26 protein-coding genes are annotated in these 25,136 nt (G+C 43.0%); 8 read left to right on the plus strand and 18 right to left on the minus strand.

Annotation, left to right across the window (positions count from 1 at the left end; all coding sequences use genetic code 11):
* Positions 1–202 precede the first annotated feature (202 nt).
* Positions 203–943 carry a MerR family transcriptional regulator gene (locus tag QM968_RS04985; RefSeq protein WP_414325995.1) on the minus strand — a complete coding sequence of 247 codons (741 nt, stop codon included), beginning with the start codon at positions 941–943 and terminating at the stop codon, positions 203–205.
* Positions 944–1,178: 235 nt separating this feature from the next.
* Positions 1,179–2,123: a mannose-6-phosphate isomerase, class I gene (manA, locus tag QM968_RS04990; RefSeq protein ID WP_414382730.1), complete on the minus strand. Its 945-nt coding sequence runs from the start codon at positions 2,121–2,123 to the stop codon at positions 1,179–1,181.
* A gap of 115 nt (positions 2,124–2,238) precedes the next feature.
* Here manA and queG point away from each other — a divergent pair, with 115 nt between their 5' ends.
* Entirely contained in the window at positions 2,239–3,366 is a 1,128-nt protein-coding gene (gene queG / locus QM968_RS04995) for a tRNA epoxyqueuosine(34) reductase QueG (protein WP_414382732.1), read from the plus strand.
* Positions 3,367–3,399: 33 nt separating this feature from the next.
* On the opposite strand, the gene QM968_RS05000 is transcribed toward queG, so the two are convergent.
* The 5 genes from QM968_RS05000 to QM968_RS05020 all read right to left on the minus strand — a co-directional run bounded on the left by QM968_RS05000 (position 3,400) and on the right by QM968_RS05020 (position 8,416).
* Complete coding sequence (locus tag QM968_RS05000; RefSeq protein WP_414325998.1) at positions 3,400–4,026, minus strand: GNAT family N-acetyltransferase; 627 nt, start codon at positions 4,024–4,026, stop codon at positions 3,400–3,402.
* A gap of 83 nt (positions 4,027–4,109) precedes the next feature.
* Positions 4,110–4,625, minus strand: a complete 516-nt coding sequence (locus QM968_RS05005; RefSeq protein ID WP_414382735.1) for a phosphatase PAP2 family protein — start codon at positions 4,623–4,625, stop codon at positions 4,110–4,112.
* 218 nt (positions 4,626–4,843) lie between these two features.
* A complete protein-coding gene (locus QM968_RS05010) occupies positions 4,844–5,254 on the minus strand; it encodes a peptide deformylase (RefSeq protein WP_414326000.1) in 411 nt (136 codons plus the stop codon).
* Between the two features lie 92 nt (positions 5,255–5,346).
* Positions 5,347–6,246 (minus strand): fructokinase ScrK, encoded by a 900-nt coding sequence (scrK, locus tag QM968_RS05015; protein WP_414326001.1) that lies wholly within the window; start codon positions 6,244–6,246, stop codon positions 5,347–5,349.
* Positions 6,247–6,403: 157 nt separating this feature from the next.
* Complete coding sequence (locus tag QM968_RS05020; protein WP_414382738.1) at positions 6,404–8,416, minus strand: glucose PTS transporter subunit IIA; 2,013 nt, start codon at positions 8,414–8,416, stop codon at positions 6,404–6,406.
* 376 nt (positions 8,417–8,792) lie between these two features.
* On the opposite strand from QM968_RS05020, the gene QM968_RS05025 reads away from it, so the two are divergent.
* Positions 8,793–10,247, plus strand: coding sequence for a sucrose-6-phosphate hydrolase (locus tag QM968_RS05025; protein ID WP_414382741.1), 1,455 nt, complete (start codon positions 8,793–8,795; stop codon positions 10,245–10,247).
* Positions 10,228–11,193, plus strand: coding sequence for a LacI family DNA-binding transcriptional regulator (locus tag QM968_RS05030; RefSeq protein WP_414382744.1), 966 nt, complete (start codon positions 10,228–10,230; stop codon positions 11,191–11,193). Before QM968_RS05025 ends, QM968_RS05030 begins: the two co-directional genes overlap by 20 nt.
* A 218-nt stretch (positions 11,194–11,411) precedes the next feature.
* Here the strand turns inward: QM968_RS05030 and nusB are convergent, their stop codons facing one another.
* From nusB to uvrA, 7 genes are all read right to left on the minus strand, one after another.
* Positions 11,412–11,843 carry a transcription antitermination factor NusB gene (gene nusB, locus QM968_RS05035; protein WP_009731589.1) on the minus strand — a complete coding sequence of 144 codons (432 nt, stop codon included), beginning with the start codon at positions 11,841–11,843 and terminating at the stop codon, positions 11,412–11,414.
* On the minus strand, positions 11,836–12,225 hold the full coding sequence (locus tag QM968_RS05040; protein WP_003005404.1) for an Asp23/Gls24 family envelope stress response protein: 390 nt from the start codon (positions 12,223–12,225) through the stop codon (positions 11,836–11,838). The genes nusB and QM968_RS05040 overlap by 8 nt, the downstream gene beginning before the upstream one ends.
* Positions 12,226–12,261: 36 nt before the next feature.
* On the minus strand, positions 12,262–12,822 hold the full coding sequence (gene efp, locus QM968_RS05045; protein ID WP_003005479.1) for an elongation factor P: 561 nt from the start codon (positions 12,820–12,822) through the stop codon (positions 12,262–12,264).
* A 149-nt stretch (positions 12,823–12,971) separates the two neighbouring features.
* On the minus strand, positions 12,972–14,075 hold the full coding sequence (locus QM968_RS05050; protein WP_414382747.1) for an SPFH domain-containing protein: 1,104 nt from the start codon (positions 14,073–14,075) through the stop codon (positions 12,972–12,974).
* A gap of 8 nt (positions 14,076–14,083) precedes the next feature.
* The gene (locus QM968_RS05055; protein WP_414382750.1) at positions 14,084–15,013 is read right to left on the minus strand and encodes a TIM44-like domain-containing protein; all 930 of its coding nucleotides are present in this window, start codon (positions 15,011–15,013) and stop codon (positions 14,084–14,086) included.
* A 57-nt stretch (positions 15,014–15,070) separates the two neighbouring features.
* Positions 15,071–16,138, minus strand: a complete 1,068-nt coding sequence (locus tag QM968_RS05060) for a M24 family metallopeptidase (protein WP_414382753.1) — start codon at positions 16,136–16,138, stop codon at positions 15,071–15,073.
* Positions 16,135–18,960: an excinuclease ABC subunit UvrA gene (gene uvrA, locus QM968_RS05065; protein WP_414382756.1), complete on the minus strand. Its 2,826-nt coding sequence runs from the start codon at positions 18,958–18,960 to the stop codon at positions 16,135–16,137. Before uvrA ends, QM968_RS05060 begins: the two co-directional genes overlap by 4 nt.
* Before the next feature lie 122 nt (positions 18,961–19,082).
* On the opposite strand from uvrA, the gene QM968_RS05070 reads away from it, so the two are divergent.
* Positions 19,083–20,027, plus strand: a complete 945-nt coding sequence (locus tag QM968_RS05070) for a magnesium transporter CorA family protein (RefSeq protein ID WP_414326005.1) — start codon at positions 19,083–19,085, stop codon at positions 20,025–20,027.
* A gap of 27 nt (positions 20,028–20,054) precedes the next feature.
* Positions 20,055–20,732 (plus strand): DUF1129 domain-containing protein, encoded by a 678-nt coding sequence (locus tag QM968_RS05075; protein ID WP_414326006.1) that lies wholly within the window; start codon positions 20,055–20,057, stop codon positions 20,730–20,732.
* A 32-nt stretch (positions 20,733–20,764) separates the two neighbouring features.
* Here QM968_RS05075 and QM968_RS05080 read toward each other — a convergent pair whose 3' ends face one another.
* The 4 genes from QM968_RS05080 to rpsF form a co-directional block, all read right to left on the minus strand.
* Positions 20,765–21,286, minus strand: a complete 522-nt coding sequence (locus QM968_RS05080) for a GNAT family N-acetyltransferase (RefSeq protein ID WP_414326007.1) — start codon at positions 21,284–21,286, stop codon at positions 20,765–20,767.
* 108 nt (positions 21,287–21,394) lie between these two features.
* Positions 21,395–21,634, minus strand: coding sequence for a 30S ribosomal protein S18 (rpsR, locus tag QM968_RS05085; protein WP_000068664.1), 240 nt, complete (start codon positions 21,632–21,634; stop codon positions 21,395–21,397).
* Positions 21,635–21,675: 41 nt separating this feature from the next.
* Positions 21,676–22,173 carry a single-stranded DNA-binding protein gene (locus QM968_RS05090; protein ID WP_414326008.1) on the minus strand — a complete coding sequence of 166 codons (498 nt, stop codon included), beginning with the start codon at positions 22,171–22,173 and terminating at the stop codon, positions 21,676–21,678.
* Between the two features lie 20 nt (positions 22,174–22,193).
* Complete coding sequence (gene rpsF / locus QM968_RS05095; RefSeq protein WP_006595679.1) at positions 22,194–22,484, minus strand: 30S ribosomal protein S6; 291 nt, start codon at positions 22,482–22,484, stop codon at positions 22,194–22,196.
* A 303-nt stretch (positions 22,485–22,787) separates the two neighbouring features.
* On the opposite strand from rpsF, the gene QM968_RS05100 reads away from it, so the two are divergent.
* Genes QM968_RS05100 through QM968_RS05110 form a run of 3 tightly spaced genes read left to right on the plus strand, consistent with a single transcriptional unit; the run spans position 22,788 to position 25,117 of the window.
* Positions 22,788–23,840 carry a GtrA family protein gene (locus tag QM968_RS05100; RefSeq protein WP_414326009.1) on the plus strand — a complete coding sequence of 351 codons (1,053 nt, stop codon included), beginning with the start codon at positions 22,788–22,790 and terminating at the stop codon, positions 23,838–23,840.
* Positions 23,827–24,729: a phosphodiester glycosidase family protein gene (locus QM968_RS05105; RefSeq protein ID WP_414326010.1), complete on the plus strand. Its 903-nt coding sequence runs from the start codon at positions 23,827–23,829 to the stop codon at positions 24,727–24,729. Before QM968_RS05100 ends, QM968_RS05105 begins: the two co-directional genes overlap by 14 nt.
* Positions 24,710–25,117 (plus strand): hypothetical protein, encoded by a 408-nt coding sequence (locus QM968_RS05110; RefSeq protein WP_414326075.1) that lies wholly within the window; start codon positions 24,710–24,712, stop codon positions 25,115–25,117. The genes QM968_RS05105 and QM968_RS05110 overlap by 20 nt, the downstream gene beginning before the upstream one ends.
* Positions 25,118–25,136 lie beyond the last annotated feature (19 nt).

Raw genomic sequence — 25,136 nt, forward strand, 5'->3', positions numbered from 1 at the left:
AATTTTTTCCAAGCAAAAAACGAGGCTGGGACAAAAATCCTAGCCTCTCAATTATTTTTGGATTCTCGAGCAAGATGCAGTGGTTGAGTGGGCTCTACTACGCTGATTTCATCAGCCTTTACAGCCCTACTCAACTGTGCGGAGGTGGGACGACGAAATCGAATTCTAACGAATGACCGATTTCTGTCCCACTCTCACTTTTTTATTTTGCTTGATTTTCGACATAAAAGGCAATGACATCCGAAGTGTACTGGGCTGTACCAGCACCAAACTTGTCGATGTTTCCCTTGAATTCTGGATTATAGACATAGCCTTTGCCAATATGGCCAAAAACCTCTATAGAGCAATCAAATCCATACGTTCGAATCGCATCTAAAAGTTTGGCTGCTGCTTCTTGGTTTTCAAATTCGGTTACTGGCAGACCAGCTTGAAGGTTTTTCGCAAAGACTTGGAAGACTTGATTAAAGGCTCTTGTCGCCTCATCTTCTCGACCTTTTTGGCGTTCAAGCGCTTGGTTCATGACTTCTTGACCATACTTGTCTACCGCCTCTTGCTGGTATTTTTGAGTATCTTGGTAGCTAAATCCAGTAAATTTTTCCTCAATTGTCATTTGTCTTTCTCCTTTTTGTTCTTGAATGGTTTTTTGCAAAGTGGAAATCAGGGTATCCAAACGTTTTCTTTCTTGAGTCAAATAATCTAACTGTTTGGTCAAATGGGGCAATAAGTTAGACTTTTCTTCGGCTAAGAGTTCTGCTATTTGTTCCAAGGAAAACCCTAGATACTTGTAATAGAGAATTACCTGTAAGCGTTCTAAATCTTCTTGGCTGTAGGTCCGATAGCCATTTTCAGATTTCACAGGGACTAGAAGTCCTATCTTATCATAGTGGTGCAAGGTCTTGATAGAGACACCTGACAGCTCTGCAGCTTCTTTGATATGGTACATAATTTCCTCCTTGTACTCAATGAAAATCAAAGAGCAAACTAGGAAGCTAGCCGCAGGTTGTACTTGAGTACAGTAAGGCGACGCTGACGTGGTTTGAATTTGATTTTCGAAGAGTATTACAAGGATAGTATAATCCCTCCCCTTAGGTCAGAGTCAAGACTTAACACAAAAATAGTTTTATTTCAGAAAAAAGGCTTGAGTAGTTCCATTGCGTTTTACTCAAACCCTTTGTTTTTTATGGGTGACTCACGATCAATTCTAAACCTTGCCCTTCCAAAGTCCAAGATTCAACATCGCTTGGCAAGATAAAGTGACTTCCTTTTTGAATAGGATAATCCTTTCCATCTACCGTCAATTTCCCTTCTCCGGCTAAGACGCTCAATAAGCTGTAATCAGCAGTCTTTTCAAAATTAGCTTTTCCAGTAAGTTCCCACTTATAAACCGTAAAGAAATCACTGGCAACCAAGATGGTCATTCGAAGATCGTCGATCACAACTGTATCTGGATGGCTATTTGCGGGCTTACCAATGTTCAACACATCAATTGATTTTTCAAGATGAAGCTCACGCAAGTTTCCTTGGTCATCCTTGCGGTCAAAGTCATAAACACGGTAGGTTGTGTCACTGGACTGTTGGGTTTCAAGGATCAAGATTCCGGAACCAATCGCATGCATGGTTCCACTTGGTACATAAAAGAAATCCCCAGCCTTAACGGGTACTTTTGTCAGCAAGGCCTCCCAGTTTTTATCTTCGATTTGCTGGCGGAGTTCTTCTTTTGACTTGGCATTGTGTCCATAGATAATCTCTGATCCTTCGTCAGCCGCAATCACATACCAACACTCGGTTTTTCCAAGTTCTCCTTCATGTGCTAAACCATAAGCATCATCTGGGTGCACTTGCACGCTGAGCCAATCATTGGCATCCAAAATTTTCGTCAATAATGGAAAGACAGGCTCTTTACGATTGCCGAATAATTCTCGGTGCTCTTGATAGAGCTGATCCAATCCCATTCCTTCGTATGGACCATTGGCCACTTTAGAAACGCCATGCGAATGGGCCGAAATGGCCCAAAATTCACCAACATGGTCACTTGGAATGTCGTAACCAAACTCATCTCTCAGACGAGTTCCTCCCCATATTTTTTCCTGCATGACCGAATGTAAAAATAATGGTTGTCCCATAATACCCTCCTAGCATTTCATGTTTCTATTATACAAAAAAAAGAAAGCTTTTGAAAGCCCTTTCTGATTGTTTCCATTCTCGCCAGAATCTTCATTTTTGTGTATAATGGAACAGATGACACTAAAAGAAAACATTATCCAACTGGCCCACTCTATTGGGATTTCAAAAATTGGATTTACAACCGCTGATGACTTCGCTTATTTGGAAAAATCGCTCCACTTGGCCGTTGAGGAAGGACGGAATTCTGGATTCGAGCATAAGAATATCGAAGAGCGCATCCAACCTACATTAAGTCTCTCCTCCGCAAAGACGATCATCTCAATCGCTGTCGCCTACCCCCATAAGCTCAAGCAGCAACCTCAAAAAACAGCCTATAAAAGAGGAAAATTCACGCCCAACAGTTGGGGATTGGACTATCATTATGTCCTTCAAGACAAGCTCAAGCGCTTAGCCGCTGGGATTGAAGAAATGACGCAAGATTTTGAGTACAAAGGCATGGTCGATACCGGAGCACTGGTTGACACGGCGGTTGCCCAGCGAGCAGGGATTGGTTTTATCGGAAAAAACGGCTTGGTCATTTCCAAAGAATACGGTTCCTACATGTTCCTTGGTGAATTGATTACCAATCTTGAGATCGAACCAGATCAGCCTGTCGACTATGGTTGTGGGGACTGTCGAAGGTGTTTAGATGCTTGTCCAACCTCCTGTTTAATCGGAGACGGATCTATGAATGCCAAACGCTGCTTGTCCTTCCAAACTCAAGACAAGGGCATGATGGACTTAGAATTTCGCAAGAAAATTAAAACGGTCATCTATGGATGTGACATCTGTCAGATTAGCTGCCCTTATAACAAAGGTCTGGATAATCCCTTGGCAACAGAAATCGATCCTGAGCTGGCTCATCCAGAGTTGATTCCTTTTATCGAACTGTCTAACGGACAATTTAAGGAAAAATTCGGGCATGTTGCTGGAAGCTGGCGAGGCAAGAATATCCTCCAACGCAATGCCATTATCGCACTAGCAAATGCTAATGACCGCTCAGCCATCCCTAAGCTACTGAACATCATCGAGACCTCGCAAAATCAGATCCATATCGCAACTGCTATCTGGTCCTTAGGGCAATTGCTACGTGAAATCACACCAGAACTTATCGAACTCTTACTAAATATCAAAAAACCTTCTAAAGATATTATAGAGGAGCGAGCAGCCTTTTTTAAACATTTTGACATCCAAATAGACTAACCATGATAATGAAAAAACACTAAGGTTGTAACCTTAGTGTTTATTTAGTTCCTTCAAGAAATACCAGCTCCCCATTTCTACATGGTTAAAGCTAATCTCGTTAGAGTAGACTTCCTTGTAGCCATTTTTGGTATAAAAATAGACATTTCCCTTCGTATTGGTATAAAAGGCTAGTTTTTCTCCTTTAACCTCTTCCAAGAAAGGCTCAATTCCTTCTGTCATAAAGCGACTGCCATAGCCCTGCCGTTGGTGTTTAGGGGCAACTGCCAGAAGCATTAAATACCAATCAAAGTCTACATTTTGCTCCAATTCCTTATCCGTGTCCTCCATAAATTTAAAGTAGGCCAACATATTCTTCAAGGAAATAAACTTGAGCAAGCCCAAGCCACCATTCAAAAGATAGGCCCGAAAAGGAATCGGTCCTTTTTGTAACAAGGCCACTGCATAAATTTCATTGTTTTGTTCCGCCACAAGGCAGATATGGTGCTTGAGAAAAACCTTTACCAAGATGCGCATCATTGCCTCAACAAAGGCAGGATACTGCTTGGGATCACGCACCAAATCCTTGATGACTTTTAAAAATAGATACTCCTCAAAGGCTGTACTGGCTACTCGAACCACCTGATCCAGATCTGCTTTTTCTGCTTGTCTGTATTTCATCTTCTCTCCTCTTCTAAGTCCACTTTCCAGTATACACTATCACTTGCTGTTATTCAAAGGTCAATTTCGAACAATATGTTGATTCAAACAAGCAAAAAAAGTCCTCCCCAGGCCAGTCCCAATCCCCAAGCAACGAGAACGTCCTTGGGATAATGAACCCCTCCAAAAACTCGGACAAGGGCTAAGAGAAGAGATAAGAGCATCGAGCACATTCCAAACGGAAGCGACAACTGACAGACACACATAGAGATAATGGTCGCCGAAAAAACATGGCGGCTAGGAAAAGAATGTCCCGATGAATTTTTCTCTAATAAAGGTTGAATGTCCCATGTTTCGTAAGGTCTTGGAACATTGATCCAATGGCGGAAGAGACTAAACAAGATAAAGCCAGAAGCTGGAATCCATATAAAAGGCCAAATTCCACCAATCGTGGTTTGTTTTAAACATAGCCAACAAAAGACCAGACCATAGATGCCTGGCATGACGAGAGTTATGATTCGATTTGTCCGCCGAAGGACCTGCACACGACGCGGATTTCTCGCAAAAGGCAGGGTTAGCCAACGATAAAATTGCGGGTATTCTTGAAGGTTGCGCTTCATCTTGGAACTCCTGTCTTTCATCTGATTTTCGTACTACTAGTATACGCGATCCTAAGAAAACCTGTCAAGTACGGTTCCTTTTTTATTGTTTCTTTCTTCTTTTTTATACAACCGCTATTCCTTTTTTTGCTTTTATCAATTTTATGTCTCCAAGAATCGACTTTTCTATCACTTTTTCCTAGTAAAAAATGGAGCCAGATTGACTCCATCCATCACTTCTATATGATAACGCCTTCTAGATGATCCATTTCATGCTGACAGATCTGGGCTGGAAAACCTGACAAATGTAAGGTTTGAGCTTGCCAATTGACATCCCGATAAGCCACCGTGATCTCCTCATAACGGGTCGTCGGCCGACTTCCCACTAAAGACAAGCACCCTTCCTCTGTTTGATAGGCCTTTTTCTTATCCAGAAGAACAGGATTAAACATGACCAGATTTGCATTTCCCATTCGAATGATAATCGCACGTTTTTTCACCCCTATCATATTGGCTGCCAAACCCACACACTCAAAAAGATGGGCGTTCAAGGTATCCTGTAAATCCAAGGCCAAAGGACGATCTTCCGGTGTCGCTTCTTCTGATTTTTGTCCCAAAAATAAGACATCTTTTACAATGCTCTTTTTCATATTTTCCTCACTTCTTTATGGAAAAGGACAAAACCGAGACAGCTCGGTCTCGGTTTCGCAATTGTTTTTAACCTCTATGGGGCAAGCGCTTCTTACTTTTTAAGCTTTTCACTCACTTCTTTTGCAAGAACAAAGTTCCCCAAGGTAGCTGAACCATTGCCAGCAACTGCAGGTGTCACAATATAATCTCTTACATCTGGTACAGGGAGATAACCGTTTAGGAGAGCTGTAAATTTCGTCCGAACACGATCTAACATATGTTGTTGCGCCATTACTCCCCCACCAAAGACAATGACATCTGGACGGAAAGTAACGGTCGCATTCACAGCCGCCTGTGCGATATAGTAGGCTTGAATATCCCAAACATTACTGTTGAGTTCGATATTTTCTCCACGAATACCTGTCCGAGCCTCTAAACTCGGACCAGCCGCAAAACCTTCCAAACAGCCGTTGTGGAAAGGACAAACACCCTTGAATTCTTTTTCCACATCCATTGGGTGTTTCGCCACATAATAGTGACCCATTTCTGGGTGTCCAGCTCCCCCAATAAACTCGCCACGTTGGATAACGCCAGCTCCGATTCCTGTTCCGATTGTATAGTAAACCAAGTTTTCGATATGGCCACCTGCGTTATTGCGTGCTACCACTTCACCATAGGCTGAACTATTCACATCTGTTGTAAAATAGATGGGTACATTCAAAGCACGACGGAAGGCACCAACGATATCAACATTGGCCCAATTTGGTTTTGGAGTCGTCGTAATGAAGCCATAAGTTTTTGAATTTGGATCGATATCAATTGGTCCAAATGATCCAATCGCAAGACCAGCAAGATCCTCAAATTTTGAGAAAAATTCGATAGACTTATCAATGGTTTCAATTGGCTTGGTTGTTGGGAATTGTACTTTTTCAACAATATTGTAGTTTTCATCACCAACTGCACAAACAAACTTTGTACCGCCAGCTTCCAAACTTCCGAATAATTTTGTCATGTTGGCTCCTTTTTATAATGAAAAATTCCTGTACTTATTATAGCATATTTTATAGCAATGCTACTTCTCTTCTCTAAAGAAAAAGCAGGCATTTTTAAGAAATAAAATTCAAGGACTGGAGATAACCTGACCAGTCCTTGAGAACTTATTGATATTATTAAGCTTTGACTTCGATGATCGCATCACCCTTCGCAACAGATCCAGTTGCAACAGGTGTGACAGAAGCAAAGTCAGCTGTGTTAGTGACGATGACCATGGTTGTGTCTTCAAGACCAGCTGCGGCAATTTTCGCTGCATCAAATGTACCAAGGACATCACCAGCTTTCACTTTATCGCCTTGAGCTACTTTTTGGTCAAATCCTTCCCCGTTCATTGATACGGTATCAATTCCGACGTGGATCAAGATTTCAGCTCCATTGGCTGTCTTCAGACCGTAGGCGTGACCAGTTGCAAAAGCAATCGTAACTTCCGCATCCGCCGGAGCATAAACGACACCTTCAGAAGGTTTGATGGCAATCCCTTGTCCCATCGCTCCACTTGAAAAGACAGGATCATCTACTCTTGAAAGTTCCACAGCAGTCCCAACGATAGGAGAGATAATTGTTTCATCTTGAAGTGCTACTGGGATATTACCAGTTGTTTCTTCTTCAATAATAGCTTCTGCTTCTTCGTTCTCCTGTTCAGTTTTTTCATCTTCATACCCAAACATGTATGTCAAACCGAAACTTAGGGCAGTTGTAAATACAACCATAAACACATATTTAAGCAATTGACCATTAACGTATAAGAGCGCACCTGGAATAATTGTGATACCAAAACTTGTACCAGCTAGTCCCATGAAGTTTGCAAGCCAACCACCAACAGCACCAGCACCAAGACCAATTACAAATGGTTTTACATAGCGCAAGTTTACACCAAAAATAGCTGGTTCAGTAATACCTAATCCTGCAGATAGTGCAGCTGGGAAAGCAAGTGCTTTTAATTTTTTAGATTTTGTCTTCACACCAACAGCTAATGTTGCACCAGCTTGTGCAGTCATTGCAGCTGTAATGATGGCATTAAAAGCATCTTTACCAGTTTGAGATACAAGTTGAGCTTCAAGTAGGTTAAAGATATGGTGAACACCTGTTACAACAATCAATTGGTGAACTCCACCAAGAATCAAACCTGCTAAACCAAATGGTAAACCAAGAAGGAATTTAGTAGCTCCAAGAACATATTCTTCTACAATATGGAAAACTGGTCCAATAGCAAATAGGCCCAAAACTGACATTACAAGGAAAGTAAGGAATGGAACTAAGAGCAAATCAAGTACATCCGGAATTTTCTTATGCAACCATTTTTCAAATTTAGCACCAAATAGACCTACAAAAAAGGCAGGAAGAACAGAATTTTGATATCCTACAACAGGAATAAAGCCTAAGAAATAAATTGGATGGGCTTTAGTTGCTACTACACTTCCAGTGAATTTCAATTGACCTAAAACATTCATAGCATCGATTTGACCTAGAATATCTTTTGATGGATCAACTGCAAATTTTGTTGCTTGGCTCGCCACATCCCAAGCATTTGGAAGTGCCGAGTTTACCATCATCAGACCAAGCACCAGCCCAATTATTGGATTTCCACCGAATACACGGAATGCTGACCAACAAATTAGGGCAGGGAAAAATGCAAAAGCTGTATCAGTTAAGACTACAGTATAAGTATAGAAATTTGTCGCTTTAAATGCATCTGCTGTGGTTCCAAACAAAGACAATACCTGATCCTGCGCAATCGCACCGCGAATACCCATAAATAAACCAGTAGCTACAATTGCTGGCAAAATTGGGACAAATACGTCTCCGAAAGTACGAATCGCACGCTGGAACCAGTTCCCTTGTTTTGCAGCTTCTGCTTTCATTTCGTCTTTTGATGAAGTTGGCAAACCTAGAGCTACTACCTCATCATAAATCTTATTTACAGTACCAGTACCAAAGATGATTTGGTATTGACCTGAGTTAAAGAAAGCACCTTGTACTTTTTCAAGGTTTTCAACAACATCTTTGTTGATTTTTGATTCATCTTTTACCATCACGCGAAGACGAGTTGCACAGTGAGCTACACTGCTAACATTCTCAACTCCACCGATGGCATCGATGACCTTCTTTGCAATTTCTGTATTTGACATTTGCAAAAATCTCCTTATATTTTGTAATGTAAACGGTTCAACCGTTTCTACGTTTTTAATTGTACCACGTATTGAAAATATGTCAACCGTTTTGCAGGATTTTTTTGAAACTTTTTTAGACTTTTTGATACCTTTTGACGGTATGAAACTATTTTCATTTCAAGATAGGCCTAAACTACAGTCTTTAGCCCTTTAAAGCTACTCTTTGTTTTCATTTTCTTTCATTTTTTCACAAATTTTCAACTTCTCCTCTTTTCTCTAGGGAACCAAATAGATGTCAATCGTTTGACATTTTTTGCCGTTTTTTTCATTTAATGCTTGCATTTTTAATGGGAAATCGTTACTATGGAAGTAAGAAAAAATTCGGAGGACTAAAATGGAATGGACAACTGAACGTCGTTACCGACGTTATGAAGACTGGACAACAGAGGAAAAGCAAACGATCCAAGAAAACATGGCGAAATCTCCTTGGCATACACACTACCATGTAGAGCCAAAGGCTGGTCTCTTAAATGATCCTAACGGTTTTTCCTACTTTGATGGAAAATGGATCTTGTTTTACCAAAATTTCCCATTTGGTGCAGCCCATGGGTTAAAATCATGGGTACAAACAGAAAGTGAAGACTTGGTTCATTTCACAGAAACTGGTGTAACACTTCTTCCAGACACAGATCTGGATAGCCATGGAGCTTATTCCGGATCAGCCATGCAGTTTGGTGACAAACTATTCTTATTCTATACTGGAAATGTTCGGGATGCAGCATGGGTCCGCCATCCCTACCAAGTCGGTGCTTTTATGGACAAAGAAGGAAAGATCGAAAAAATTGACAAGATCTTGATTGATCAACCGGCTGATTCTACTGATCACTTCCGTGACCCACAGATTTTTAATTTTAAAGGTCAATACTACGCTATCGTTGGTGGCCAAGACATTGAGAAGAAAGGATTCATCCGTCTCTATAAGGCTGTTGATAACGACTATACCAACTGGGTTGAAGTCGGTGACTTGGATTTTGCAAATGACCGGACAGCTTACATGATGGAATGTCCCAATCTGGTCTTTGTAGAGGATCAACCAGTTCTCCTCTACTGTCCTCAAGGATTGGACAAATCGGTATGCGATTATGAAAACATTTACCCAAATATGTACAAGATTGGGGCAAGCTTTGATCCAGAAAAGGCTAAACTGGTCGATGTATCCGAATTGCACAATCTAGACTATGGTTTTGAAGCCTATGCAACTCAAGGATTCAATGCACCTGATGGACGCGCCTATGCTGTCAGCTGGCTTGGTCTTCCAGATGTTTCCTATCCAACGGATTCCTATGACTACCAAGGAGCACTCTCACTGGTCAAAGAAGTAACCATCAAAGACGGAAAGCTCTACCAATACCCAGTTGAAGCCATCAAGGACTTACGCGTTGAGCGTGAGGAATTTGCCAACAAGGTTCAAACCAAGAACTGCTATGAATTGGAATTGCAATTTGAAAAAGACAGCCAAAATGAGATCGTCCTCTTTGCAAATCCAGAAGGAAAGGGCTTATTTCTCACATTCGATCTAGCGAAAGGATTAGTCACAGTCGATCGTAGCCAGGCTGGTGAGCAATATGCCCAAGACTTTGGAACTAGCCGTAGCTGCACAATCGCTAACCAAGCTACAACTGCTAATATTTTCATTGACAATTCGATTTTTGAAATCTTTATCAATAAAGGAGAAAAAGTATTTTCTGGCCGGGTCTTCCCACATGCTGATCAAAATGGTATTTTGATCAAGTCTGGAAACCCTACCGGAACCTACTATGAACTTGATCATGGTCGCAAAGCTAACTGATGTCGCCAAACTCGCCGGTGTCAGCCCTACTACAGTCTCACGGGTCATCAATAAAAAAGGCTACCTATCTGAAAAAACGATCCAAAAAGTCCAAGAAGCCATGCGAGAGCTGGGCTATAAGCCCAACAATGTTGCTCGTAGTCTCCAAGGGAAATCAGCCAAGTTGGTTGGCTTGATTTTTCCTAATATCAGCAATGTTTTCTACGCAGAATTAATTGATAAATTAGAGTACCAACTCTTCAAACATGGCTACAAGACCATCATCTGCAATAGTGAACACGACTCTGAAAAAGAGCGGGAATACATTGAGATGTTGGAAGCTAACCAAGTGGATGGCATCATTTCAGGAAGCCACAATTTAGGGATTGAGGATTACAACCGAGTAACTGCTCCGATTATTGCCTTTGACCGCAACCTCTCCCCAGAGATTCCCGTTGTCTCATCAGACAACTACGCTGGCGGTATGCTAGCAGCAGAAACGTTAGTTAAAACTGGGGCTCAAAACATTATGATGATCACAGGGAATGACAACTCCAACTCCCCAACCGGTTTTCGTCATGCAGGCTTCGCATCGGTTCTGCCCGAGTCTTTGATCATCAACGTTTCCAGTGATTTCTCTCCCATTCGCAAAGAAATGGAGATCAAACAGATTTTAACCCAGCAAAAACCAGATGCTATTTTTGCTTCGGATGATTTGACAGCAATTTTGATCATGAAGGTCGCAAAAGAGCTTGACCTTCAGATTCCTCAAGATCTAAAAGTGATTGGTTATGATGGCACCCAGTTCATCGAGACCTATACTCCCGAACTAACCACCATCCAGCAACCTCTAAAGGATATTGCAGTTCTGATGGTGGACCTCTTACTCCAAAAGATTGAAGGAAAAAAAGTAGCCACTACCGGTTATTTCTTGCCCGTTAGTCTCCACTCTGGAAAAAGTGTTTAAAAGCAGAGGCTGGGAAAAAGTCCTAGCCTCTCAATTGTCTTTGGATTGTCGAGCAAGACGCAGTGGTTGAGTGGGCTCTACTACGCTGATTTCATCAGCTTTTACAGCCCTACTCAACTGTGCGGAGGTGGGACGACAAAATCGAATTCTAAACGAATTACCGATTTCTGTCCCACTCTCATTTTTCATTCAAAAAAAGAGCCATCGGCTCTTTTTGATTATTCTTCTGTTACAAATTGACTGAGAACACCATTGACAAATCGTGAAGAGGTTTCATCTGAAAAGGATTTGGCCAATTCCACCGCTTCATTGACTGCAACGATCTGTGGTGTATCAAACTCTGTTATTTCATAAATTCCAAGACGAAGGATGTTTTTCTCCACCAAGGTCAAGCGCTCTACCGTCCAACCAGTTTTCAAATGTTGACCGATTTGTTGGTCCAATTGATCTTTAGACTGATAAACACCCGTCACGAGGTTCATGAGAAAGGCAGGAAGATCGACTTCTTTGTCTTCGGCTAGGTCCTTGTCATGTAAATAAGCAAAGCGACAAGCTTCCACAATGTCTCCATCGTATTCCAAGGCCATCAAGGCTTGGAAGGCGCGCTCACGCAAATCTCGACGTGATTCTAATAAAATTTCATCAGTCATTGAGGAAGTCCTCGTTAAACAAGTCTTTCAAATCTGGTTTTGGAGATTTTTCCGTCGCGATACCGACAACGTGAATGTTGACAGCATCCAAGGTTACATCTGCCATATCATAAACCGCAGACTTGACCGCCTTTTGAATCGCTACAGCGACAGATGGCACAGCAACTCCGTACTCCAAATAGAGATAGATGTCTACTGAAACTTGACCATCTTCTTCCGTATGAAGGTAGACGCCACGTCCAAGTGAGCGTTTTGATAAGCTATCTGAAACACTCTTATTTTCGAGCGAATAGACACCCTCTACTTTTGCTGTCGCAATCGCAATAATTTTTTCTAATACACGTGGTGCAATAACGATGTCACCAAATTGTTCAGTTGCCATAGAAGTTCCTTTCTATTTGACACCCTGAGATGTCTCTTATGCACGAGAAACGTATGTTCCTTCAGTAGTGTTAATGACCAATTTTTGTCCAGCTTCGATGAAGTCAGGAACGTTTACGACCAAACCTGTTTCCATTGTAGCAGGTTTACCAGAACCAGTCACTGTAGCACCTTTGATAGATGGTTGAGTTTCTGCAACAGTCAATTCAACAGTTGTAGGAACTGTTACACCGATTACTTCGCTTCCGTAGAATTGAATTTTTACTTCTGAGTTTTCAAGGATGTAAAGCAATTCTTGTTCGACGTTCACCACTGGAATTTCATATTGATCATATGTTTCAGTGTTCATGAAGTAAGCTGTATCATCCATTTTGTACAAGTATTGAGCTGGAACTGTTTCGATAATCGCTTGTTCAAATTTTTCTTCTGGACGATAGCTTGTATCAAATGTTGAACCAGTACGGACATCACGTAATTTCATACGCATGATAGTGTTTCCTTTACCTGGTTTGTGGTGGCTAGCTTCCAAAACGCGGATCAATTTTCCATCAGCTGTTTCAAAAGTCATACCAGCTTTCAATTTACTTGCTTCGATCATGTTTTATTACCTCTTTTTTAAAAATAGATTACTCTTTATTGTAACACACTATTTGATTTTTCTCAAACAGCAATCTTTTCTTTTTAGTCAGGAAAGAAGGCAAAGACTAGGTGTTGGAGCCACTCGATCTCTAAGCCTCATTTCTCCAATTAGTCAACGGGGACAATATTGCCATCCGCATCTTTGGTCACATGGACATATTTGCCATCAACTTCAATATAGAAGGTATGTGGTTTATCTGGAGCTGGAGAGGCTTGTTTTTGCAGATCATTCCCCAGAGCTTGGCCCAGGTTCATCCCCATGATCATGTTCATACCATTGCCACCTTCATTTTTAGCAGCTGCCACCAAGGCCTCATTGCGGGCGCGACGCTCTTCAATTTCAATGGTATTGTACTTCATCGCTACCAATTCACTATCCAGTTTATTGACCTTGGCCATACTATCTGCATCATAGCTCAGATCTTCGATAAGGACATTGGTTAATTCAATACCATATAATTCTGACCAAGTTTTGTTCACTTCGCGCTTTGCGACTTCATTGAAGACATCTTGGTCCGCATTGATATTGTATATGTCCGCCTTATTTTCAGCCGTATATTTTGAAATAGCCACTGCAATCTTTGGTGCTAAGTTTTGGCGCAAGGTTCCCTGAGCCACATCTTCTAAAGTAAAAGGTTTGTCCGCCGTAATTTGGCGACTAACTGCACTGACGTAAAAGAGTACAGGATCTGCTACTTTAACGTCATAGAGACCATAAAAGCGAATGCTAAGAAGCTGTTGGTAACGGTCGCTAAAGTACTCGACTGGATTTTGGGTGCCAAATTTATTTCCTGTAAAAGGTTGCATCCGCACAAAAATAATTTCCTGTTGGGTGACCACTTGGCCACCAAATGAGAAGCGATTCTTGAACTGGTCCCAAGTCCCTTTCACTCCGCCCTTTTCAAACAACCAAGCATTCTCACCGGCTTGCCATTCGTGGCTTCCTGCTTCTAGAAGGTCTCCCAAAAAAGTTCCATTGTTGACTAATAGAGCGACATAGCCTTGAGGGACAATGACGACAGAGCCATCTGTCAAAAGGCCAGTATTTTGGTTGCTCTGACGAGAGCGTCCGTCCGGATCTTTGGTCAAGAGCTGTCCCTTGATAGCCAAAGCCGTTGCTGGAATAGCTTCTGGCAAAGTAATGGCTTCCTTAAATTTACTATCTTGAAAACTTGAAATACCCGCTGAAAGGGCTGCATTAATAAATCCCATACATTCTCCTATCTGTAGAATTCAATTTCATCCACAACTTCATAAACATCCAAGACCCAATCTTTTGGATTGTGTTTCAAGGACGCTTGGCAATATTCACACTTGTCGATCGAATCGATGGTCAGTGGTGCACCACAGTTCGGACAGTGATCACTGACGACTTCTGAATTCTTAATGATCTCTGTCTGAGCCCCGTGTTCCCGGAGAAAGACCATGCGGTAAACGGTAAAGAGATCTTTGGTTGGATCCCCTTCGATCACACGACCCGATTCATCGTTTCGAATGTAATCTCTCATGGTCGAAGATAGAATGACTTCGATGCGGTCATTGCCACCTGGATTTTCGATAAAGTCTTTGATCTTCGAATTTTCCACACGCACGCGCTCTAAAACATTGGTCGTTTTTGCTCGAATATGCTCTTGCAACTGCGTCAAGTGTTGCTCATAAAGACTGGTACTTTCTAAGTTTCGAACAGAATTCCAATCTTTTTCTGTCCAGGCAGACTGTAATTGAAGGTAAACCAGCTTGACTTGCGACAAAAAGCGGTCTTCATCAAACATTGGGTCCAATTTTCGGATGCGGCGAATCGCTTCATAGTTGTTTTCAATTGGTCGACCCGCCCGTTCTTCGGTTGTCCATTTTGGACCATTATTTGAATAGGACGAATCATCACTCTCATTAGCCTCTTTGGCCAGATTATAGACAAAACCAACTAAGCCAATGATAGCGACAACTGCAATACCACCAGAGTCTGTTCCAGAACTAGAACTGTAGCTACTGGATCCACCAGACCAACTACTTCCACCGCCACCACCACCAGAATGAATAGTGCTACTACCACCACTATGTGTATTCCCAACACCCGCATGGGCTTGAGGGACAAATACAAATAGAAGGGCTACTAGAAGGATTCCCAATACTAAAATATGTTTTTTCATAGGCCTCTTTTCTTATTGTTATTTTTTAAATAGGAGCTAAGAAAAACTCAATCGATTCTATAGAACAATCAATTCTTTTGGAGCAAGGGTCAAGACCTCACAGCCTGTTTCCGTGATCAAGAGGTCATCTTCGATGCGCACACCAGATAGCCCTTCAATGTAGATTCCCGGCTCATCTGTCAAGACCATCCCCGCCTTGATCACCTCTTTAGACGTTTGGCTGAAGTAGGGTTCTTCATGGATATCCAGCCCAATCCCATGACCGATTCCATGAGTGAAGTATTGGCCATAGCCGGCTGCTTCAATCACATCCCGAGGGATTTTATCAAAATCACGGAAGCCAAGACCATCTTTAGCAGCAGCAATCAAAGCTTGATTGGCTTTTAAAACTGTTTCGTAGATTTCTCTTTCCTTGTCGCTGACATGGCCAGCGTAGATCGTCCGAGTCATATCACTGACATAGTGGTCATACAAACAGCCAAAATCAAGGGTCAAGGCATCTCCTGCTGAAATCACCCGATCACTTGGAGTCGCGTGAGGCATGGCAGAGCGTTCGCCAGCTGCTGAAATAATATCAAAAGATACACCAGAAGCCCCCAACTCCCGCATTCTAAAATCTAGGAAAGTCGCTGCTTCCAACTCTGTCGTTTTCCCTACCTTGATATAGTCTAAAATATCATGGAAGGCTTGGTCCGAAATACTACAAGCTTTTTTAATGGCCGCAATCTCTGTTTCATCCTTAATCAAGCGCAATTCCATGACGAAGTTCGCTAGAGGTTGAAGGTTGACGCCACTGAAAACAGCCGTCATCCGGGCATGGTAGGCCACCGTCACTTCGTCCTCAAAACCAAGATCTTTGATCCCAAGGTCCTTGACGATCTCTGCAGCGGCAGTCAACTCATCGCGGGTTTCCACAATCTCTACAAAGGGAAAACAAGTCGCATGGGCATGGATAGTGTAGCGTGAATCGGTGAAGAGTACCACACGTTCTTCTGTCACCAAGGCAGTCCCATTTGATCCCCAAAAATTGGTCAAATAAAAAACATTTTTTAAATTGTTAATCAGTACCGCTTTGAGGTTTTGAGCTTTCATTTTGTTTCTTAAGTTACTGATCCGTTGGTTCATTGTAGTTTTCCTTTCAAATACTGTCCTGTGTAGCTAGCAGGGGTTGTTGCGACCTCCTCTGGTGTTCCAGTTGCAATAATGGTTCCACCACCGACACCGCCTTCCGGTCCTAAATCAATGATATGGTCTGCCGTCTTAATGACATCCAAATTGTGCTCGATCACAAGGACCGTATTGCCATCATCCACAAACCGTTCTAAGACCTTGATCAAGCGGGAAATGTCTTCGGTATGGAGACCTGTCGTTGGTTCATCCAAGATATAGAAGGATTTCCCTGTAGAGCGCTTGTGCAATTCGGAAGCCAACTTCATCCGTTGTGCCTCCCCACCTGAAAGAGTGGTCGCTGGTTGACCCAGCGTTACATAGCCCAAGCCCACATCTTGGATGGTCTTGAGTTTGCGTTCAATTTTTGGAATGTGCTTGAAGAATTCGACTGCCTTTTTGACCGTCATATCCAGCACTTCTGCGATATTTTTTTCCTTGTAGTGGACTTCGAGAGTCTCACTATTGTAACGACGTCCATGGCAGACTTCACAAGGAACAAAGACATCCGGTAAGAAGTGCATTTCAATCTTGATGATCCCATCTCCTGAGCAGGCTTCACAACGCCCACCCTTGACATTGAAACTAAAGCGGCCTTTTTTATAGCCCCGAATTTTGGCTTCATTGGTCTGAGCAAAGAGATCGCGAATGTCATCGAAGACGCCTGTATAGGTCGCTGGATTGGAACGAGGAGTCCGGCCAATCGGACTTTGATCAATGTCGATCAAGCGATCGATATGCTCAATCCCCTGAATGGTCTTGTATTTCCCTGGTTTTTCCGAATTGCGGTTGAGCTTTTGAGCGATGGCTTTTTTCAAGATGCCATTGATCAAGGTCGATTTCCCAGAACCGGAAACTCCAGTGACTGCGATAAATTTGCCCAGAGGAAAACGCGCTGTAATATCTTGTAAGTTGTTCTCACTGGCCCCTGTAATTTCAATAGAACGACCATTTCCTGAACGGCGCTCTGTTGGAACCGGAATCTTGCGCTTGCCGGACAAATATTGGCCGGTAATGGATTTACTATTACGAGCCACCTGCTTTGGAGTTCCCGCAGCAACGATCTCTCCACCAAAGACACCGGCACCTGGGCCGACGTCGATCAGGTAGTCTGCTTCTCTCATGGTATCTTCGTCGTGTTCGACGACGATCAAGGTATTGCCTAAATCACGCATCTTTTTGAGACTGGCAATCAGGCGGTCATTGTCCCGCTGGTGGAGCCCGATTGACGGCTCATCCAAGATATAAAGGACTCCAGAGAGGTTTGAACCGATCTGGGTTGCCAAGCGAATGCGCTGGCTTTCTCCACCTGACAAGGTCCCAGCTGATCGAGACAAGGTCAAGTAGTTGAGGCCTACATTGTTTAAGAAGGTCAAGCGATCCTTAATCTCTTTTAGAATCGGTCTTGCAATCGTAGCTTCATTGTCCGTTAAAACCAACTGATCAACGGCTTTCAAATGATCCGCAATCGATAGATCCGACACCTCCCCGATATGCATCCCTTTCTCCCCACCAACACGAACAGAAAGAGCCTGGTCATTGAGACGGTAGCCATGGCAGGTCGCACAGGTCAATTCGTTCATATAGGAGCGCATTTGGTTGCGGGTGAAATCACTATTGGTCTCACGGAAACGACGGTGAATATTGGTTACGACTCCTTCAAAGGGAATGTCGATATCTCGAACCCCACCAAACTCATTTTCATAGTGGAAGTGGAATTCCTTGCCCTTTGAACCATAGAGGACCAGGTCCTTTTCTTCTGGAGAAAGTTCTGAGAAAGGCTGATCCATATTAATACCAAACTGGATCATGGCCTGTTCCAACATCTGAGGATAGTAGTTGGAAGAGATCGGATTCCAAGGAGCAAGGGCTCCTTCGCGAAGGCTTAAGCGATCATCTGGCACCACTAAATCCAAATCAACTTCTAGCTTGATCCCTAGTCCATCACAATCTGGACAAGAGCCAAAAGGCGCATTGAAAGAAAAGAGACGGGGCTCTAATTCAGGAACGGTAAAGCCACAGACTGGACAAGCATAGTGCTCCGAAAAGAGCAGTTCCTTTCCATCCATGGTATCAATCACTACATAACCGTCCGCTATCCGAAGAGCTGCCTCAATCGAATCAAAGAGACGCGAGCGGATGCCCTCTTTGATCACGATCCGGTCCACCACCACTTCAATCGTGTGCTGTTTGCTTTTAGACAGTTCTGGGACCTCTGTCACATCATAGATCTCACCGTCAACCCGCACCCGAACATAGCCGTCTTTTTGCACCTTTTCAATAATATTCTTATGCTGGCCTTTTTTCTTGCGGATAATAGGGGCTAAAATTTGCAGGCGCTGGCGCTCTGGTAATTCCAAAACTTGATCAACGATCTGCTCAACTGAAGAAGCGGTAATCGCCCCATGGCCATTGATACAATAAGGCGTACCTACACGCGCATAGAGCAAGCGCAGGTAGTCATTGATCTCAGTTGCCGTCCCCACAGTGGAACGCGGATTTTTACTAGTGGTTTTTTGGTCGATAGAAATAGCGGGGCTTAAGCCATCAATCGAATCTACATCGGGTTTTTCCATATTCCCCAAAAACTGCCGAGCATAGGCTGACAAGCTCTCCACGTAACGACGTTGGCCTTCTGCATAGAGGGTGTCAAAGGCCAGACTAGACTTTCCAGATCCTGACAAGCCCGTCACCACGACCAACTTATCGCGTGGAATTTCCACATCTATATTTTTTAAATTATGGGCGCGTGCCCCATGAATGACAATTTTATCTTGCATGTTTTTACTCTAATTCACCTTTTTGTTATCCTCCATTATAACAAATTTTTTAGTATTCTTTTATCCAAAAACGTGCTTTTTCTGTTATAATGTTAAGGTGTAAAAAAACAAGGGGAGGCACCATGAAACAGGTCTTTTTATCAACAACGACTGAATTTAAAGAAATAGAGACACTGGAACCCGGTAGCTGGATCAACCTTGTCAACCCTTCTCAAAGTGAATCAATGGAAATCGCCTCTGCATTTAATATTGATATTGCCGACTTACGGGCACCACTCGATGCGGAAGAAATGTCCCGTATGACCATCGAAGATGAGTATACCTTGATCATCGTAGACGTTCCCATCAAGGAAGAGCGGAACAACCAGACCTACTATGTCACCATCCCTTTGGGAATCATTCTAACTGAAGAGGCCATTATCACCACATGTTTGGAAGAATTGCCTTTGCTAGATACCTTTATCAATCGTCGCTTACGGAATTTCTATACCTTCATGCGGTCTCGCTTTATCTTTCAGATCCTTTATCGAAATGCCGAGCTCTACTTGACCGCGCTTCGTACCCTGGATCGCAAGAGTGAACAGATTGAAAGTCAACTCCATAAATCAACTCGTAACGAAGAGCTGATTGAACTGATGGAGTTAGAAAAAACCATCGTCTACTTCAAGGCCTCTCTGAAAACCAATGAGCGCGTGATCAAGAAATTGACCAGTGCCACTAGTAACATCAAGAAATACCTGGAAGACGAGGATCTATTGGAAGATACCTTGATCGAGACTCAACAGGCCATTGAGATGGCGGATATTTATGGAAACATCCTCCACTCCATGACCGATACCTTCGCATCGATCATCTCCAACAACCAGAATAATATCATGAAGACCTTGGCTATGGTGACCATCGTCATGTCCATCCCAACCATGATTTTCTCGGCCTATGGGATGAACTTCAAGGACAATGAGCTTCCGCTCAACGGCGAAGCCCATGCCTTTTGGCTCATTATCTTCATCGCCTTTGCCCTGACTGGATCCCTCGTCATCTACCTCATCCATAAAAAATGGTTCTAACAACACTTGTATATCAAAGGAGTATTTATGTCTCACATCGATCTTAGCCAACTTAGCAAGAAAAACCAAGAATTTATCCGGATCGCCAAACACCAATTGCTTGAAAACGGAAAGACAGAGGAAGAAGCAGAAAGCCTCCTCCAAGAAATTCTTCCAGCTATCCATGAGAACCAAGGAAAAGGAATTCCGGCACGGACTCTTTTTGGAGCTCCAACTGTCTGGGCTAACTCTTTCAGCGAGAAAGAACGCTATGAAAAAGAGCATCCAAAATTAAACGATGCTCCTTCTCTCATGATTTTGGATTCCTTCCTCTTTATTTTTGGTGTCTTTGCTGCCATTTCAGCCTTCATGAACTTGGTCGCACCGCGTCGTACTGGCTATGGTTTGATCACCTTGATTCTTGGAAGTTTGACAGGGGCTCTGCTCTTATACCTCATGTACTACTTCTTCTATCAGTATATGGATGGCACAAAAGATCGCAGTGAGCGTCCCTCTCTTTGGAAATCTATGCCGATTCTTGTTGGCGTCATGTTCCTTTGGGTCATCGTCTTGTCCTTCACCTCATTACTCCCACAAGTCCTCAACCCAACCATTCCAGATATCCTTGCGATCCTTTTAGGAGCTTTAGCACTCGCCCTTCGCTTCTACCTCAAGAAACGTTTTAATATTAAAAGTTCGAGCACAGCACCCGCAACTCGTCGCTAAGAAAACGGATGAAGTTTTCATCCGTTTTTGTTTTACTGTATTTCCCTGTTCAACCTTTTTGAAAAATAGAGGACTAAGTCATCATTGTTTTCACAAGAACTGTAAGGGGCCAAGGGCTGATCCCTAAACCAAATTCCAGATCCATCTGGGATATAGCCTCGTTTAACATACAGTCTTTGAGCTGGGCCATAACCCGAGTGTAAACCAACCCCTAAAGTAACAAACTCTGATAGTAGCCGGACTCTTTTTTCCGCCTCTTCTAAGAGTTGATTCCCAATTCCTCGATTTCTAAATGGCTCAAAAACATTAAAATCAGATAGTTCAGGATAGACTCCCACGAAAGGACCGTGCTTGGCAGCAGGCAATATAGTGATATAACCTGCCACAAGTCCATCCGACTCAACTACTAATACGTCCCTTTCTCCATTCTCCTGATCCTGAAAATAGCTGGTCAAGATATCCTTTCTACCCGGCCACCCTTGGTGGATAAAGGCTTGAGAGATGTGCTCAATATCTGCCTTTATCATCCTCCTGATGATTACACCTTCCTTCATAGTTCCCTCCTTGATATATTTCTTCCCACATTATAACACGATTAGAGCTAGGGAAAGGTCAAAGAGGTCCACCCGAACCTGAAAAAAAGACCCACCAGGGTCTTTTCTTTAATCTTCGTTTACGAAAGGCATCAAAGCCATTACGCGAGCGCGTTTGATAGCTGTTGTTACTTTACGTTGGTTCTTCGCTGAAGTTCCAGTTACACGACGAGGAAGGATTTTCCCACGTTCTGAAACGAAACGGCTAAGAAGCTCAGTATCTTTGTAATCGACATATTCGATTTTGTTTGCTGCGATGTAATCAACTTTTTTACGGCGTTTGAATCCGCCACGACGTTGTTGAGCCATGTTTAATTCTCCTTTATAGTTTTAATTCGTTAAACCCATTCTTAGAATGGAAGATCGTCGTCTGAGATATCCATTGGATTAGCTCCAAATGGGTTTTCCTCACGACCAAAGTTAGGTACTGCATTACTTGGTTCAGATCCACCAAAGCTTGGGGTTGCATTTCCAGCAAAACCACCATTGCCTGATGAATAACCTCCACCTGCATGCCCTTCGCGTGCTGCACGGCTTTCCAATAATTGGAAGCTATCTGCTACGACTTCAGTGACATAAACACGTTGACCTTGCTGGTTTTCGTAATTACGTGTTTGAATGCGACCGGTAATCCCAATCAAAGCACCTTTCTTAGCCCAATTTGCTAAGTTTTCTGCTTGCTGACGCCAGATCACACAGTTGATGAAATCGGCTTCGCGCTCTCCATTCTGACTCTTGAAGTTGCGGTTGACAGCTAGGCTGAAAGTAGCAACTGCTTGATTGCTTGGAGTATAGCGAAGTTCAGCATCACGGGTCATACGACCGACAAGTACAACATTGTTAATCATAAGTCACCTCTGATGATTTCTTACGCGTCAACTTTTACGATCATGTGACGAAGAATGTCACCGTTGATTTTTGAAAGACGGTCGAACTCGTTAAGAGCTGCGTCGTCGTTCGCTTCAACGTTTACGATGTGGTAAAGTCCTTCACGGAAATCTTGGATTTCGTATGCAAGACGACGTTTTTCCCAATCTTTTGATTCAACAACAGTTGCACCGTTGTCAGTCAAGATAGAATCGAAACGTGCTACCAAAGCGTTTTTAGCTTCTTCTTCAATGTTTGGACGAATAATATAAAGAATTTCGTATTTAGCCATTGATAATGTTCCTCCTTTTGGACTAATGACCCCAAGTCTTTGCAAGGGGTAAGTGAGGTTTACTCACAAGAAACTATTATACCAGACTTTTCGAACAAAGGCAAGGATTATCTTTAGGATTTGAAACATCATTTTTTTGCGTGTCCTATGAGATGAAAGGAAAGCTTCCCCTGAAAAATGACAATTATAGAAGGAAAGATACTCCTTTCCTATCCCTTTTCCTTAAAGAAAACTGATATCAGTTAGCTTTAAGCTTGAGTCTTTATACTAGCTACAACAAATCTCAAGAAACGAGGAACGATTATGAATTATCTTATCATCCCCGCCTATCAACCGGATCTGAATCTTGTCAAATTGGTTCGCTTGGTCCATGCTAAAAGTGATCTTGAAATCATCGTGGTCGACGATGGTAGTGACGCCGACAAGAAAGTGATTTTTGACAAATTGGACGGTCTTGCGACAGTCCTGACCCACGAGCACAACCAAGGAAAAGGGCAATCTCTCAAGACTGCTTATGCATACATCCTAGAAAGAGGTACCTATGGAAGCATTGTTACAGCTGATGCAGACGGTCAGCACAAAATTTGGGATATTTTCAGAGTTGTTAAGCAATCTCAAGAGCATCCTGGAGCACTTATTTTAGGAGCACGCGCCTTTTCTGGCCAAGTTCCTTTGCGTTCTGCTTTCGGGAATAAATTGACCCGTTTCCTCTTCAAACAACAAACCGGAGTGGCGGTCAGCGATACCCAAACAGGCTTACGGGCCTTCACTACAAATATGTTACCTTTCATGCTTGAGGTTGAAGGACAGCGTTATGAATATGAGATGAATGTTCTGCTGGCAGCTAGTAAGGCCTATCCCATCCTAGAAGTTCCGATTGAAACAGTCTACATCAATGACAATGAAGGGTCCCACTTCCGTCCTGTTCGCGACGGCCTCATGATCTACAAGGACATGTTCAAGTTTGCCCTCTCTTCCCTCAGTAGCTTTATCGTGGATTACCTGGTCTACGCCTTCTTTCTTTTCGTGATGATGGCCGTACCGATTAGTCTTCGCATTCTCCTAGCGAACGGGATCGCTCGTGTGGCCAGCTCTATCTTTAACTACTCGACCAACAAACGTCTCGTCTTTAAGAACAAAGACAGCGTAGCCCGAACTGGAAGTGGCTACTTTGGTCTAGCCCTCGGCCTCTTTATTCTAGATACGCTCTTGATTCGACTCTTCTATACTGCTTTGGGGCTCAATCTCCTGATCAGTAAAATTGTCGTTGGCTTCCTACTCTTTCTGGTCTCATGGGTGATCCAGAAAAAAGTGATCTTCAAAGAAAGGACTGCTACCCACCATGAAATTCTTTAAAAAATCTTATACCTATGCTGCTTGTTTTGGTATCCTGCTAACAAGCTCCTTCAGCTATTCTATGCTTAAGACCTTCGTCTTATCAGATGCCATCCAAACCGTTAGTGCGACCACATCGGATACCACGGCGGCCAAAAAAGCTGCAGCAACTGCTACCACTACAGATACCAGTTACTCCGATGACAATATCCAGGTAAACTTGACAGAAAAAACAGTTGAAAACACCCAGGTTTACATTGCAGATATTAGGGTTAGCTCCTCAGACTATCTCAAGACGGCTCTAGCCCAAAATACCTATGGAACAAACGTGACGGCTAAGACCTCTGTCACTGCAGCTGAGAATAATGCCATTCTAGCCGTCAATGGAGACTACTACGGAGCCAATAGCACCGGCTATGTCATCCGAAACGGAGTGGTTTATCGCGATACGGTTCGTGAAGACTTTAGCAATGGCGACTTAGCCATTTACAAGGATGGTTCCTTCAAAATTATTTACGAAGACGAAATCTCTGCCGATCAATTAGTCGAAGATGGCGTCGTCAATCTCCTTGCCTTCGGACCTTCCTTGGTTGAAAATGGGGAAATAACTGTCGATACCAATTCAGAGGTGGGGCAATCCATGGCCTCTAATCCACGAACTGCCATTGGGATCATCGATGAAAACCACTACATTATCGTCGTGTCAGATGGACGGACTTCAGAAAGCCAAGGGCTGTCTCTCTACCAATTAGCGGAAGTGATGAAGTCTTATGGCGTTAAAACAGCCTACAACCTGGATGGTGGTGGATCTTCTACCCTTTACTTCAATGGCCAGGTTATTAACAAACCAACTACAAATGGTACTATCTCAGAAAGGGCGGTGAGTGACATTGTCTACATCGGTTACTAATCCTATTAAACAACGGTTGAAAAAGTCCATCCTCTGGTACACTCTGATTTCAGCTTTCTTCTTTGTCGGAAGTCGCATCTACGAACACTTTAGTTTTGGCGAAACCTCCTCCTTCATGCACTACCTCTTCTTGATCCCTTTGATCGGTGGCGCCCTGCTAGTGGCTCTACAATTAGTAGTCAAGGGGCTTTCTCGAATCACTCTCAATCTTTGGAACTCAGCGGTTGCTACGGCAACTGCAGGGGCCCTCTACCGAGGCATTGTTAACCTCTCTGGTCGTTCAACAACTCTCGACCAACCCTACTATTATGTTGCAGGGATCTTCCTAGCCCTCGCCCTCATCAGTATCTTCTTTGTTCGCAGTGTCTGGGTGGAGACAACAGCCTAAGACATGAAAAACGTCCGTT

It is taken from the genome of Streptococcus sp. OMI870, from assembly GCF_047460295.1.
GTDB lineage: Bacteria > Bacillota > Bacilli > Lactobacillales > Streptococcaceae > Streptococcus.

Coding starts and splice junctions, on each gene's coding strand:
- QM968_RS04985 (WP_414325995.1), bottom strand. CDS start 943: ATGTACCATATCAAAGAAGCTGCAGAGCTGTCAGGTGTCTCTATCAAG.
- manA (WP_414382730.1), bottom strand. CDS start 2,123: ATGGGACAACCATTATTTTTACATTCGGTCATGCAGGAAAAAATATGG.
- queG (WP_414382732.1), top strand. CDS start 2,239: ATGACACTAAAAGAAAACATTATCCAACTGGCCCACTCTATTGGGATT.
- QM968_RS05000 (WP_414325998.1), bottom strand. CDS start 4,026: ATGAAATACAGACAAGCAGAAAAAGCAGATCTGGATCAGGTGGTTCGA.
- QM968_RS05005 (WP_414382735.1), bottom strand. CDS start 4,625: ATGAAGCGCAACCTTCAAGAATACCCGCAATTTTATCGTTGGCTAACC.
- QM968_RS05010 (WP_414326000.1), bottom strand. CDS start 5,254: ATGAAAAAGAGCATTGTAAAAGATGTCTTATTTTTGGGACAAAAATCA.
- scrK (WP_414326001.1), bottom strand. CDS start 6,246: ATGACAAAATTATTCGGAAGTTTGGAAGCTGGCGGTACAAAGTTTGTT.
- QM968_RS05020 (WP_414382738.1), bottom strand. CDS start 8,416: ATGTCAAATACAGAAATTGCAAAGAAGGTCATCGATGCCATCGGTGGA.
- QM968_RS05025 (WP_414382741.1), top strand. CDS start 8,793: ATGGAATGGACAACTGAACGTCGTTACCGACGTTATGAAGACTGGACA.
- QM968_RS05030 (WP_414382744.1), top strand. CDS start 10,228: ATGGTCGCAAAGCTAACTGATGTCGCCAAACTCGCCGGTGTCAGCCCT.
- nusB (WP_009731589.1), bottom strand. CDS start 11,843: ATGACTGATGAAATTTTATTAGAATCACGTCGAGATTTGCGTGAGCGC.
- QM968_RS05040 (WP_003005404.1), bottom strand. CDS start 12,225: ATGGCAACTGAACAATTTGGTGACATCGTTATTGCACCACGTGTATTA.
- efp (WP_003005479.1), bottom strand. CDS start 12,822: ATGATCGAAGCAAGTAAATTGAAAGCTGGTATGACTTTTGAAACAGCT.
- QM968_RS05050 (WP_414382747.1), bottom strand. CDS start 14,075: ATGGGATTTATTAATGCAGCCCTTTCAGCGGGTATTTCAAGTTTTCAA.
- QM968_RS05055 (WP_414382750.1), bottom strand. CDS start 15,013: ATGAAAAAACATATTTTAGTATTGGGAATCCTTCTAGTAGCCCTTCTA.
- QM968_RS05060 (WP_414382753.1), bottom strand. CDS start 16,138: ATGAACCAACGGATCAGTAACTTAAGAAACAAAATGAAAGCTCAAAAC.
- uvrA (WP_414382756.1), bottom strand. CDS start 18,960: ATGCAAGATAAAATTGTCATTCATGGGGCACGCGCCCATAATTTAAAA.
- QM968_RS05070 (WP_414326005.1), top strand. CDS start 19,083: ATGAAACAGGTCTTTTTATCAACAACGACTGAATTTAAAGAAATAGAG.
- QM968_RS05075 (WP_414326006.1), top strand. CDS start 20,055: ATGTCTCACATCGATCTTAGCCAACTTAGCAAGAAAAACCAAGAATTT.
- QM968_RS05080 (WP_414326007.1), bottom strand. CDS start 21,286: ATGAAGGAAGGTGTAATCATCAGGAGGATGATAAAGGCAGATATTGAG.
- rpsR (WP_000068664.1), bottom strand. CDS start 21,634: ATGGCTCAACAACGTCGTGGCGGATTCAAACGCCGTAAAAAAGTTGAT.
- QM968_RS05090 (WP_414326008.1), bottom strand. CDS start 22,173: ATGATTAACAATGTTGTACTTGTCGGTCGTATGACCCGTGATGCTGAA.
- rpsF (WP_006595679.1), bottom strand. CDS start 22,484: ATGGCTAAATACGAAATTCTTTATATTATTCGTCCAAACATTGAAGAA.
- QM968_RS05100 (WP_414326009.1), top strand. CDS start 22,788: ATGAATTATCTTATCATCCCCGCCTATCAACCGGATCTGAATCTTGTC.
- QM968_RS05105 (WP_414326010.1), top strand. CDS start 23,827: ATGAAATTCTTTAAAAAATCTTATACCTATGCTGCTTGTTTTGGTATC.